The organism is Capnocytophaga endodontalis, assembly GCF_002209445.1.
GTDB classification, from domain to species: domain Bacteria; phylum Bacteroidota; class Bacteroidia; order Flavobacteriales; family Flavobacteriaceae; genus Capnocytophaga; species Capnocytophaga periodontitidis.
In genome coordinates, this window is sequence record NZ_CP022022.1 from 1,373,995 (window position 1) to 1,385,980 (window position 11,986).

An 11,986-nucleotide genomic window follows, 5' to 3' on the forward strand; every position below is an offset into this window, starting at 1 on the left:
TATCTTTGCGCTTTGTAAAATCACATCTCGGTATAAATAAGAGGAGTTTTTTATCTCTTATCTCTTATCTCTTATCTAAAAGAAATTATGGCTAAATATACAGAAGAAGAACTTAAAGAAGAATTAGAAAACAACGAATATAAATACGGCTTTTATACTGATATAGAATCCGAAACTTTCCCTAAAGGACTCAATGAAGAGGTGGTAATTGCCCTCTCTAAAAAGAAAAACGAACCTCAATGGATGACCGATTGGCGCTTAGAAGCTTTCCGCGCGTGGCAAGCGATGGAAGAGCCTCCTCATTGGGCAAACCTTAAATTTGAAACTCCCGATTTTCAAGATATTGCCTACTACTCTGCTCCTAAACAAAAACCTAAACTCAATAGTTTAGACGAGGTTGATCCTCAACTCTTGGAAACTTTCCAAAAACTCGGCATCTCTCTTGAAGAACAAAAACGCCTTACAGGGGTAGAAGATAAACCTGCTGTCGCAATGGACGTAGTAATGGACTCCGTTTCAGTAGCAACTACTTTTCAAAAAACATTGGCTGAACGCGGCATTATCTTCTGCTCTATTTCCGAAGCTATTCAAAAATATCCCGATCTCGTGCGCAAATATCTCGGTACGGTTGTCCCTAAAACCGATAATTTCTATGCTGCGCTTAACTCTGCTGTCTTCTCCGATGGCTCTTTCTGCTATGTGCCTAAGGGAGTGCGTTGCCCTATGGAACTCTCTACCTATTTCCGTATCAATCAAGCTGGTACAGGTCAGTTTGAACGTACTCTCCTCATTGTTGATGAAGGGGCTTACGTCTCTTACCTCGAAGGTTGTACAGCGCCCAAACGCGATGAAAACCAATTACACGCTGCTGTGGTAGAACTTATAGCTATGGATAATGGCGAAATTAAATATTCTACAGTACAAAACTGGTTCCCTGGTGATAAAGACGGTAAAGGTGGGGTTTATAATTTTGTAACCAAACGCGCTTTGGCCGAGAAAAATGCAAAAATATCGTGGACACAAGTAGAAACAGGTTCAGCAATTACTTGGAAATATCCTTCTGTAGTGCTCAAAGGCGATAATTCTATAGGTGAATTCTATTCTATTGCCGTTACCAATCACTTTCAACAAGCCGATACAGGTACTAAGATGATACATTTGGGTAATAATACTAAATCTACAATTATTTCTAAAGGTATTTCGGCAGGCAAATCACAAAATAGTTACCGCGGATTGGTAAAAGTAGTGCCTAATGCTAAAAATGCGCGCAATTTCTCTCAATGTGACTCTCTCTTAATGGGAAATGATTGTGGAGCACACACTTTTCCTTATATAGAAGCTAAAAATCCTACCGCCCAAATAGAACACGAAGCTACTACTTCTAAAATTGGTGAAGACCAAATTTTCTATTGTAACCAGCGTGGTATTGATACCGAAAAAGCAATTTCACTCATCGTAAATGGTTTTGGAAAAGAAGTACTCAACAAACTGCCTATGGAGTTTGCTGTCGAAGCTCAAAAACTCTTAGAAATCTCCTTAGAAGGCAGTGTAGGATAATTGTTAATTGAAATTTGTTAATATTAATTGTTAATTGAAAATATGATTCTTGCGCCTTCTCTCCTTGCTGCCGATTTCGGCAACCTACAACAAGCCATTGAAATGGTAAACGCCAGCGAAGCCGATTGGTTTCATATTGATGTTATGGATGGCGTGTTTGTCCCTAACATCTCTTATGGTATGCCCGTGCTATCGGTGATTCAAAAACACGCTACCAAACCCCTTGATGTTCACTTGATGATTGTCGACCCTGACCGATATATCAGTACTTTTGCAAAGCTCGGCAGCGATATTCTCACCGTACATTACGAGGCGTGTACACACCTGCACCGCACTTTGCAAGCCATTAAGGCAGAAGGAATGAAAGCAGGGGTAGCACTCAATCCACACACTCCTGTGGCGCTTTTAGAAGATATTATCCAAGAAGTAGATGTACTTTTGTTGATGAGTGTAAACCCAGGATTTGGAGGTCAGTCGTTCATAGAAAATACTTATAAAAAGGTGCGACAAGCCAAAATGCTGATTGAGCAAGCAGGAGCTTCAACCCTTATTGAGATAGATGGAGGAGTGAGTTTAAAGAATGCCAAAGCATTAGTAGAAGCAGGCGCCGATGCTTTAGTGGCTGGTAGTTTTGTATTCAATGCTGCCAATCCTATCCAAACCATTGCAGATTTAAAACACATATAGTCAATAAAACAATGTTTCAAGGAGTACTTCAAAAAATGCTTACCGAATGGGCTAACCCTATACGGTATTATTTGCCAATGGAAGGTGACTTTGTGCTGATGAACCAACTTATCGGCAAGGATATAACACTCCAATTTGTGCGTTTTCAGTGTATGAATTGTGGTGAAAACAAACCAATCTTCCGTCAGGGCTATTGCAAAGAGTGTTTTTTTGAAGTCCCTCAAACCGCCGATTGGGTGATGCACCCCGAACTCAGCAAAGCACACCTCAATATCGAAGAACGCGATTTAGGCTATGAACAGCAAGTGCAGTTGCAACCGCATTATGTATATCTTGCCAATTCTAGCGATGTAAAAGTAGGAGTAACACGCAAATCACAAGCTCCAACCCGCTGGATCGACCAAGGGGCGCACGAAGCTCTCATCCTTGCCGAAGTTCCTAATCGATATTTAGCAGGCATTGCCGAGGTCGCTCTCAAAGAGCATTTAGCCGATAAAACCAATTGGCGCAAAATGCTCACCAACCAAATCACCCCTGTAGATTTATTGCGAGTAAAATTAGAAGTGCGCGACTTTGTACCCAATGAAGTACAGCCCTACATCACCGAAGATATCACTCCCCTACGCATTCATTTCCCCGTAGAAAAATACCCTACCCAAGTGCGCTCTCTGCAATTGTCGCAAACCCCTACTTATAGTGGTAAACTAATGGGTATCAAAGGACAATACCTCATTTTTAATGACAATACCGTTTTCAATGTACGAGGCAACGAAGGACTGGTGATTAATTTACAAATTAACTGATTTTTCAATTAATTTTTATACCTTTGCAAAAAAAGAATAATTATGTGTGTATTAGTATATCCAAAAGATGAAACCCAAAAAACAGTGCTAACTTCGTTTTTAGAAGAGAAAAATATAGATTTTGACTATAATATTTCAGATAGTGAGACTTCTAATGAATATTTGCAAGTGCTTTTGAAACGAGCTAATGAAATTACAGAAAATCCTGAACAAGCAGGAAGAGCTTTTGATGAATTTGATAAAAAAATGAGAGCAAGATATGGATTTTGAGCTAATGATTCATCGTCAAGCCGAAATAGACTTGGAAGAAATTGTAGTTTACTACAATAAAATAAGAGAAAATTTAGGATTTGAAGTATATGAGGAGATTTATAGCTATATACAAGAAATAAAAAGTCGTCCCTTTTCTTTTAGAAAAGAAATAGAACAAGTGCGGGTTTGCTTTACCAAAAGATTTCACTTTGGTATTTATTTTCTTATTGTAGAAGAATTGTCAAAAATTTGGATTATAGGAGTTATAAATGCTAAAGAAGACCCTAATAAATTATTGAGAAGACTTACTATTATCAATATTCCCCAAAAATGATTGGTATCATAGACTTTGCCAAAGGTTGTAGCACGACGTGCAATTAGAACCTTTGGCAAAGTTTTTTATCTAATAAAAACAAGTGTATTTCCTTTTGAAAACTGTTCAGCAAAGGCATAACCATCAGCGTTAAACCCTTTCAAATCTTCTACTGAGTGAATCTCATTTTCTGCCAAAAAGCGTACCATACGACCCCGCGCTTTCTTCGCGTAAAAACTAATAATTTTGAGCGTATCTCCCTTATAATCTTTGAAAATAGGTGTAATTACGGTCGCTTTTAGCTTTGTGGTATCAATCGCCTTAAAATATTCTTCGCTAGCGAGATTGATAAACAATTCGCCTTCTTGTAATTCGTTATTTAGTGCTTGAGTGATTTTCTCTTTCCAAAAAGCATAAAGGTTTGCAGCCTTTCCTATAGGTAGTTTGATGCCCATTTCTAATCGATAAGGAGCGATAAGATCTAATGGTTTTAGCACTCCATAAAGTCCTGATAGGATGCGTAAACTCTCTTGCAGCTTGTCAATTTGCGCCTCAGAAAGTGAATAGGCATCAAGCCCCTCATATACGTCACCATCGTAAGCAAAGAGTGCCGGACGTGCATTTTCGGGAGTAAAAGGCATTGCAAAAGTTTGGTTGCGCTGCCAGTTAAGTTCAGCAAGTTTAGATGAAATTCCCATCAAATCCGATAGTTTTTTGGGGGATAGCGGCTTAAGAGCAGCGTGTACTTCAGCAATTTCCTTTGGAAAAATAGCCGTTGAATAACGTTCTGTAGGTAAAACCGATGTTTCGTTAATAGTTTTAGCAGGGGAGATAACGATTTTCATAGTGATAAATAATTTAGTAGCGCAAAGTTACAAAACAATTAGCAATTTACAAATCCTCACCTCACAATTCCCATAACTTCCATATTCTCTTTGCTATTTAAAAAGAAACACTTATCTTTGCCAAAAATCTTAACAAAAAACTGATGAAATACTTTCTAATATTTTTTGTAATATTGCTTTCTAACAGTTGCCAACTCTTTCAAACGCAACAACCAATAGTAACAACACCATCAGCCGAAACAACACAACAGGCAGAAGAACAACAAGAAGAAAAATTTGTACCTATAAACAAAGAACTATATGTAATTAATACGAATGGAGCCTATCGTTATTCAGAACCTAATAAAATGGGAGTTGACAAAAAGAGTCATTTTTTCTTAGGTGATAGAATAAAAACCATTGAAGAGTCACTCCATTTTTATAGAATAGAAGATGATAAAACTTCTTTTGTTCGTAAGGAAGATGTAGGTATTTATGAAGATATTACTTTAACCAAAGAGTTATTAGAAGCTACAAATACTTTTTTTAAGGAAAACAATAAAAATGCAATAGATAAAGAGGTCTCTAATTTTTCTAAATATTTTTCGGTAGCTCTTATTTCTCGTGAAGAATACCTATCCGAACTAAAAAATAAGTATAGCTTTCTCACTGAAGATACGCTTTCTATTACTAAGAAAAACGGAGTTCTCACATTCCCTTGTAAGAATACTTTGCTAAAACTAAAAGATGTCGATCCTCAAGATGAAACAGTTGAAAATGATATGGATATGGCTATTTATAGTTATAAAGGGAGAATAGATCCTATTCAACAATATGTAGTCTATGCTTCATACTATGAAGCTGGAGGTTGTCTTCTCATAGATAAGAATACAGGTAAAAAAACAAATATAACAGATATTCCTTTTCTTTCTCCTGACAATAAATATATAGTATGTCTTAGTTATCAGCCTATGGATGGTGCTGCAATTTCTCTTTATGAAATAACAAATAAAACACCTCTTTTTCAGTTGACAACTAAAGTAGAAGCAAATATCTCTTGCTGGCAACCTTATGTTTGGGGAGAACTACCTATATTTTTCAGCAAAAATGGTTATCTCTATGCTTCTATGAATCCAAGTGGATGTTATTATGACCAACAAGGCAACCTCAACAAAAATCGTAAATACATCAAAATTAAAATCAAGTAACTGATTCATTGCTAAATCACCAAATTAACAAATCGAATATGAAACACATTATTATCCTTATGGGACTATTTACTTTTTTTAATACTCACGCTCAAATCGAGCGTGTAGAACCACCTTTTTGGTGGGAAGGAATGCACTATGCCGAAATACAAATATTATTGTACGGCAAAAATATAGCACAATACCGCGTGGAAAGCGACTTGCCTATCAGTAATGTGCTAAAAACCGAAAACCCTAATTATCTATTTGTTACTGTAGACACTAAGGATAAAAAAGCGGGCAACTATACCATTTCGCTATGGCAGAAGAAGAAACAAGTGGGCAGTGTCCGCTATGAACTAAAAGCGCGTCGTGAAGGCTCGGCTTACCGTAAAAGTTTCGACAGCAGTGATATGATTTATCTCATTATGCCCGATCGCTTTGCCAATGGTAATCCTAACAACGATTCACACCCTGCACTTACCGATAAACTCAACCGCTCGCTTGCTAATGGTCGTCACGGGGGAGATATTCAGGGGATTATCAACCATTTGGATTATATACAATCCTTAGGCGCTACAGCCTTATGGAGCACGCCTCTCTGTGAGGATAACGAACCACAGCATTCTTACCATACTTATGCCCAAACCGATGTGTACAAAATAGACCCCCGCTATGGCACGAATGAGGAATACCAACAGCTCTCAGCGGCTTTGCACAAGCGCGGTATGAAGCTCATCAAAGATTATGTAACCAACCACTGGGGGAGTCAGCATTGGATGGTGAAAGACCTACCTTGCTACGATTGGTTACATCAATTCCCTGGGTATGGTCAGAGCACTTTCCGTATGAGTACTCAGATGGATAGTAATGCTTCGGAATGGGATAAAAAGTACTGTGAAAAAGGTTGGTTTGCACGCTCTATGCCTGACCTTAACCAAGAAAACCCATTGGTACTAAACTACCTCACCCAGAACGCAATTTGGTGGATAGAATACGCCGATCTCGATGGTTTGCGCGTAGATACTTATTCATATAACGATAAAGAGGGCATCGCTAAATGGACAAAAGCTATCACCGATGAGTATCCTCATTTCAATATTATGGGGGAAGTATGGCTCAACCAGAGTGCCCAAGTATCGTATTGGCAAAAAGATAGCCCTATCAGTGCGATACAAAGCTATAATACTTACCTGCCTACCGTGATGGATTTTCCACTTTTTAATGCGATAGGTGAGGCGTTTCGCTCTACGCCTTCGTGGGACAAAGGTATGATACAACTCTACGACAATTTCACTAATGATTTTCTGTATAAAGACATCAACAACCTGCTCATCTTTGCCGAAAATCACGATACAGCACGTATCAATCACGTATATCCTAAGATAGAGGATTATAAAATGATTATCACATTGCTAGCAACGGCACGAGGCATTCCACAATTGTACTACGGTAGCGAGATAGCAATGACAGGCGACAAGAGCAAAGGCGATGGCGATATACGACAAGATTTCCCTGGTGGCTGGGCAGGCGATGCACAGAATGCTTTCACAGCCTCTGGGCGTACGGCTACTCAGAAAGAGTATTACGATTTTACGGCTAAACTCTTCAATTGGCGTAAGGACAAAGCCGTAATTCACTACGGGAAGACCAAGCAATACTTGCCTGAAAATGAAGTGTATGTCTATTTCCGTTACAACGATACCGAGACCGTAATGGTAGTGCTCAACAACAACGAAAAGAGCCAAACGCTCCACCTAAACCGCTTTGCCGAGAGTTTGGCTGGATTTTTGAGGGGAAGAGATATTATCTCGGGGAAAGAGATCTCTCTGAGCGGTGACACTTTAGAAATATCTGCTAAAACTCCTATGCTCATTGAATTAAAATAACAAAGGTATATGATGAAAGAACCTATTAGTTTAGATACAGCATTACAGATTGTAGGCTCATTAAAAGTAAGGGCTATTAATGAGATAGATGAAACTAATAACGCTAATGAAAAAGAGTTATTAAGTCAAAAGATAGCGATGTATACACAAGAGGAAAAAATGCTATATGGTGCAAATGATATGGCAAGGCTTTCTGTTATGGATAAAGTAGTACATTATTATAGTCCGCTAATAAAACAAATGAATGGATTTTAAAGAAGTTGAAAGTATTTATCTTTGTAAAAAAGATAAATTACTTAGAGGAGTATTTTCTCAAGAAAATCCTATTGCCTTTATATTAGGAGGACAGCCTGCATCAGGAAAGAGTGGACTGGCAAAAGCTATCCTAAGACAATTTCCTGATAAAGATTTCCTTTTTGTAAATGGAGATATTTACCGAGAGTTTCATCCTAAGGCTAATGAACTTATCAAATATACTGATAGCTACTCAGCAGAGACACAAATATTCTCTAACTTTTTTACAGAAGCACTCATACAAGAAGCTATTAACCATTAAATACAATATCATTGTAGAGGGGACTATGCGCAATCCTGAAGTACCTTTGCGTACGGCATTGGCTTTTAGAGAAAACGGTTTTAATGTAGAAGCTTTTGCGATTGCAGCTCCTGCACTCTTTACCGAATTAGGTTTTTATTTGCGCTATCAAGAAGAAAAAGATTTTCAAGGATATGGACGATTAGCAGATAAAAATTCCCACGACAGAGCTGTAGAAGGCTTACTTCACTCATTAGACCATTTGTACAACGAAAAAGCCGTAGATAAAATACATCTTTACGATTATCAAGCTGAAAATCATTTGGTAACTTTCTCATTGAGTGAACAGCAATGGGATATAGATATTTTGCCTTCTACAGAAGTTATAAAAGCAAGGAGAGAACAAATTCAGGATAAGACACTTCGTTTGCTACTGATAGCACGAGCTTACTCTGCCATACCGAGAATGTCTCCGCCTATAAAAACCATCGTAGAAGCGCTTATAGAGCAGTTAAAAAATTAAAGAATGAAAAATATCATCACAATCATATTATTAGCTATTGGTTTCCTTGGGAATGCTCAAACCGCAGAAACTTATCTCAAAGAAATTGCTAAAAATCAACAACTTGATATCCAATGGCAGGAGCGCAAAACCTCTCTTGCCTCAGAGGGTATTCGCTCTTTTGTGGGTTACTACCAAGACAATTTTGTAGCGACCCTTTCGGTAGGAGGACAGAGCGTATCGGGGAGTTTCCACTACCGAGATACATCGTATGAGATAAATGTGCAAAAAGGACAATTGGTCTTTTCGCCTAATAAAGATTTCCGATGTGGCACTACCGATACGCCTCATTCGCACCCAAGCCTTTCGACAGCACGCCCTGCGATATTAGCCGAAGAAACCACTCCTACCATTGCCAACACACAAACACTAAGGGTATACCGCTTGGCAATGCATATCCCTTATAGCACATTCAGTACAGGACACTTAGAGAAAAACATACAAAAAGTAAAAACGTTTTGGGCAGATACTGAAAACTTCCTAAATGAAGTGTACCTACGCGATTTGGGAGTGCGTTTTGAATTGGTAAACGATGAGCGTCTCATCATTAAAGACGGAAGCAAAGAGACTTTTGCAAGCTTTCACAATGCCGATTATGTTAAGGATAATTCAACAAGGGTTATCAACGAACTTATAGGAGAAAATAGTTATGACGTGGGTATCTCTCTTGCATATACCGCTTCCTTAAAAAAAGGAGTCAGAGGATTGGCTTATCTTAAAGGTGTTTATCAGGCTAATACCAAAGCTGATGCCGTAGCAGTACTTACCAAAGAAGTCATAGCTCACGAGATAGGACACTTATTCGGAGGGAGACACACTTTTGGTAGCTATAAGGGTTCAGAAGCCTACGATAGTGAAAAGACAGAGTATGACAGAGGTACTTCGGTGATGAGCTATGGCAGTCCGCGTGACTTTTTCTCGCTGTCGAGCATTCAGCGCATACGGGAACTATTGACGAAAGTACCCGTGAAAGCTCACGACAAGACTTTCACAACTCAAGCCCCTCGTATAGACCACAGCAAGATTAAAAGCCATTATACTATTCCCAAGGGTACTTTCTTCCAGTTCTATATCCCTGCTATCGACCCCGATAGTGCAGAACTGCTATACGCCGTAAATCAACACGATGTGCGCAATGGTGCTGAATCCCCTATAACACAATACATTATCTACAAACCTACTCCTGCTAACCCTGTAACTATTAAAACAGAGTATCACAAAGACTCAGGTAGTGTAATAGCCAATAGTGGCTTAGCACAACAAACTACGGGTACTTTTACCTTTTGGCTGGGAGTGAGCGATACCCCACTCCAACCGTCAGCCGACTATATAGTACAATACGATTTGGCTGAAACCAAAGTAACGGTAAAAGACGGTACCCCCTTCAAAATTACGACTACCCCAAAAAACAAATATAAAGGAGGCGATAAACTCACCCTTAGTTGGAATGTAGATAATACTATTTTCAAAGACACCAAAGTGCGTATTCTGCTTTCTGATGATTTAGGAAAGACGTTTAAATATGTGGTAGTAACAGAAACTGATAACAACGGCAGTAAAGAAATTACCTTGCCTAATATCAGCACTACCCAAGCCGTCTTAAAAGTAGAAGTAATCGATGGTTTAGCCTTTGATCTTACCAATTACAACCCTAAAAGCGGTGGTTTTACTATTGAAAAGAATTCAGCCCTTCCTGAACCTCTCCTTTGGGCATCTCTCCCTAATCATCTTATACTTTCGTGTGAGCAATCTATTCCAGCGGTAACATTGCCTACGGTTACAGGAGGGTGTACTCCTGCGGTTACCCTTCAAAAAGAAGAACGCATCAAAGGCAATTGTGACTATACTTATACCATCAAACGTATTTTTACAGCTGCCGATACTTGTAACCAAACACTTACTTACACTCAAACTATTAGCGTAACAGATAAAACTCCCCCTACTTTTGTAGGCGCTTTACCCCAAAATATGAGTGTTAAAGAAGGCAAAACAATACCTGCTCAAGTAATGCTTACCGCTACCGATAATTGTGGTACTGTTGCGGTTACGACTTCTCATAAAGAAGAAAAAGATGCTAAAGGCAAACTTACTAAACTTATCTATACGTGGATAGCTAAAGATACTTGTGGCAATGTTACTACCCACCAGCAAATCATTACCATTGTACCAAAAAAAGTCCCTACCCTCACTTGGGCAACACTTCCTCGCGATATAACCGTCGATTGTGTCAAAGCCATTCCTGCTGTACAAACGCCTACAACTCAAGGCGGTTGTGCTAAAGTAGTGATAACCCGTGCCGATAAGGAACTCAACAAGCGCTGTCTCAACAATTTCACTTTAGAGCGCACTTTTACGGCTTCCGATGGTTGTGCCACCCTTACACATACCCAGCGCATTAAGGTATCCGATAAAAAATCACCTACCTTTGTAGGAACACTGCCTCAAGATCTTACCATTGATGAAGGGACACCCATACCTTCTCAGCAGAGCATTTCAGCTGAAGATGCTTGTGCAGGACAACCTACCGTTACAATGCCGCCAAAAGAAGAATATCTCACTAATGGAAAACTCTCTAAAGTGGTCTATAAGTGGGTGGCTCGCGATGTCTGTGGCAATGAAAGAATACATACCCAAAATATTACCATAAAACTTAAATCGCAAGAACCTCCCCACATAGATACTAACCCTGATGAAGTCGTGATTTACAATGCCGTTTCTACTGAAAAAGGATTTGATAACTATTTTAGAATAGAAAATACAGATAAAAACCAACCTATTACCTTGGTTATTTTTGATGAAATGGGCTTGAAAGTCTATGAAAATAACCATTATCAACAAAATGGTGAGTATTTCAGAGGCTACCCTAATATAAAAGGAGTAGTAGGCAGCAAACGATTAGCAGGTACTTATTTCTATGTATTGACTTATTATTTCAATGGACAACAACAAACAAAAAAAGGATTTCTATATGTAAGATAATTACACGCCTGTATAGACTGTCTTAAAAATCTATAATGCAGTCTCTTTATAATATATTAACGTCAGTTCGATATAACAGAATATTGATTTACAGCTTTATATCATAATATATTCACAAAATAATTCACCGTCAGGTGAAAATTAGTGAGATAATAAAAAAATAAAGACTTTTATGCACTCCCAATTTCGTGAAAATTCGTGTTTCACATACCCAGCTGCGCCAACTCGCTGGCTTTGTGGGAAATTAAAAATATTTTGCTGATTGTTAAATAATTACTTACGTCGGACTCACGTTATATTACCAATGAGCAACCCTACGAGAGGCTCCAACTCTCTCTGCTGTTTTTTTAAAAAAGTGTTAATTTTTCCTTGCTATTTGTTAATTGTTTCGTACCTTT

At 38.6% G+C, this 11,986-nt stretch carries 12 protein-coding genes; 11 read left to right on the plus strand and 1 reads right to left on the minus strand.

The genetic code is table 11. The annotated features are described in order from the left end of the window. Positions 1–87 precede the first annotated feature (87 nt). Genes sufB through CBG49_RS06370 form a run of 5 tightly spaced genes read left to right on the plus strand, consistent with a single transcriptional unit; the run spans position 88 to position 3,633 of the window. A complete protein-coding gene (gene sufB / locus CBG49_RS06350) occupies positions 88–1,557 on the plus strand; it encodes a Fe-S cluster assembly protein SufB (RefSeq protein WP_009412509.1) in 1,470 nt (489 codons plus the stop codon). A 42-nt stretch (positions 1,558–1,599) separates the two neighbouring features. After that, positions 1,600–2,244 (plus strand): ribulose-phosphate 3-epimerase, encoded by a 645-nt coding sequence (gene rpe, locus CBG49_RS06355; RefSeq protein WP_088593835.1) that lies wholly within the window; start codon positions 1,600–1,602, stop codon positions 2,242–2,244. A gap of 11 nt (positions 2,245–2,255) precedes the next feature. Then, positions 2,256–3,047: a DUF2797 domain-containing protein gene (locus tag CBG49_RS06360; protein WP_088593836.1), complete on the plus strand. Its 792-nt coding sequence runs from the start codon at positions 2,256–2,258 to the stop codon at positions 3,045–3,047. Between the two features lie 42 nt (positions 3,048–3,089). Next, positions 3,090–3,317 carry a hypothetical protein gene (locus tag CBG49_RS06365; RefSeq protein ID WP_088593837.1) on the plus strand — a complete coding sequence of 76 codons (228 nt, stop codon included), beginning with the start codon at positions 3,090–3,092 and terminating at the stop codon, positions 3,315–3,317. Continuing rightward, positions 3,307–3,633, plus strand: coding sequence for a plasmid stabilization protein (locus tag CBG49_RS06370; protein ID WP_088593838.1), 327 nt, complete (start codon positions 3,307–3,309; stop codon positions 3,631–3,633). The genes CBG49_RS06365 and CBG49_RS06370 overlap by 11 nt, the downstream gene beginning before the upstream one ends. A gap of 65 nt (positions 3,634–3,698) precedes the next feature. On the opposite strand, the gene yaaA is transcribed toward CBG49_RS06370, so the two are convergent. Further along, complete coding sequence (yaaA, locus tag CBG49_RS06375; protein WP_088593839.1) at positions 3,699–4,457, minus strand: peroxide stress protein YaaA; 759 nt, start codon at positions 4,455–4,457, stop codon at positions 3,699–3,701. 143 nt (positions 4,458–4,600) lie between these two features. On the opposite strand from yaaA, the gene CBG49_RS06380 reads away from it, so the two are divergent. From CBG49_RS06380 to CBG49_RS06400, 6 genes are read left to right on the plus strand one after another with little or no spacing between them, the layout of a single operon-like run. After that, entirely contained in the window at positions 4,601–5,644 is a 1,044-nt protein-coding gene (locus CBG49_RS06380; protein ID WP_088593840.1) for a hypothetical protein, read from the plus strand. A 38-nt stretch (positions 5,645–5,682) separates the two neighbouring features. Continuing rightward, positions 5,683–7,512 carry a glycoside hydrolase family 13 protein gene (locus CBG49_RS06385; protein ID WP_088593841.1) on the plus strand — a complete coding sequence of 610 codons (1,830 nt, stop codon included), beginning with the start codon at positions 5,683–5,685 and terminating at the stop codon, positions 7,510–7,512. A 12-nt stretch (positions 7,513–7,524) separates the two neighbouring features. Then, complete coding sequence (locus CBG49_RS06390; RefSeq protein ID WP_088595276.1) at positions 7,525–7,767, plus strand: hypothetical protein; 243 nt, start codon at positions 7,525–7,527, stop codon at positions 7,765–7,767. Beyond that, positions 7,757–8,068, plus strand: coding sequence for a zeta toxin family protein (locus tag CBG49_RS16250; RefSeq protein ID WP_250644835.1), 312 nt, complete (start codon positions 7,757–7,759; stop codon positions 8,066–8,068). Before CBG49_RS06390 ends, CBG49_RS16250 begins: the two co-directional genes overlap by 11 nt. Beyond that, a complete protein-coding gene (locus CBG49_RS06395; RefSeq protein ID WP_250644836.1) occupies positions 7,971–8,570 on the plus strand; it encodes a zeta toxin family protein in 600 nt (199 codons plus the stop codon). Before CBG49_RS16250 ends, CBG49_RS06395 begins: the two co-directional genes overlap by 98 nt. Positions 8,571–8,573: 3 nt before the next feature. Then, positions 8,574–11,588, plus strand: coding sequence for a T9SS type B sorting domain-containing protein (locus tag CBG49_RS06400; RefSeq protein WP_088593842.1), 3,015 nt, complete (start codon positions 8,574–8,576; stop codon positions 11,586–11,588). The last annotated feature ends 398 nt before the right edge of the window (positions 11,589–11,986 follow it).

Coding starts and splice junctions, on each gene's coding strand:
- sufB (WP_009412509.1), top strand. CDS start 88: ATGGCTAAATATACAGAAGAAGAACTTAAAGAAGAATTAGAAAACAAC.
- rpe (WP_088593835.1), top strand. CDS start 1,600: ATGATTCTTGCGCCTTCTCTCCTTGCTGCCGATTTCGGCAACCTACAA.
- CBG49_RS06360 (WP_088593836.1), top strand. CDS start 2,256: ATGTTTCAAGGAGTACTTCAAAAAATGCTTACCGAATGGGCTAACCCT.
- CBG49_RS06365 (WP_088593837.1), top strand. CDS start 3,090: ATGTGTGTATTAGTATATCCAAAAGATGAAACCCAAAAAACAGTGCTA.
- CBG49_RS06370 (WP_088593838.1), top strand. CDS start 3,307: ATGGATTTTGAGCTAATGATTCATCGTCAAGCCGAAATAGACTTGGAA.
- yaaA (WP_088593839.1), bottom strand. CDS start 4,457: ATGAAAATCGTTATCTCCCCTGCTAAAACTATTAACGAAACATCGGTT.
- CBG49_RS06380 (WP_088593840.1), top strand. CDS start 4,601: ATGAAATACTTTCTAATATTTTTTGTAATATTGCTTTCTAACAGTTGC.
- CBG49_RS06385 (WP_088593841.1), top strand. CDS start 5,683: ATGAAACACATTATTATCCTTATGGGACTATTTACTTTTTTTAATACT.
- CBG49_RS06390 (WP_088595276.1), top strand. CDS start 7,525: ATGAAAGAACCTATTAGTTTAGATACAGCATTACAGATTGTAGGCTCA.
- CBG49_RS16250 (WP_250644835.1), top strand. CDS start 7,757: ATGGATTTTAAAGAAGTTGAAAGTATTTATCTTTGTAAAAAAGATAAA.
- CBG49_RS06395 (WP_250644836.1), top strand. CDS start 7,971: ATGAACTTATCAAATATACTGATAGCTACTCAGCAGAGACACAAATAT.
- CBG49_RS06400 (WP_088593842.1), top strand. CDS start 8,574: ATGAAAAATATCATCACAATCATATTATTAGCTATTGGTTTCCTTGGG.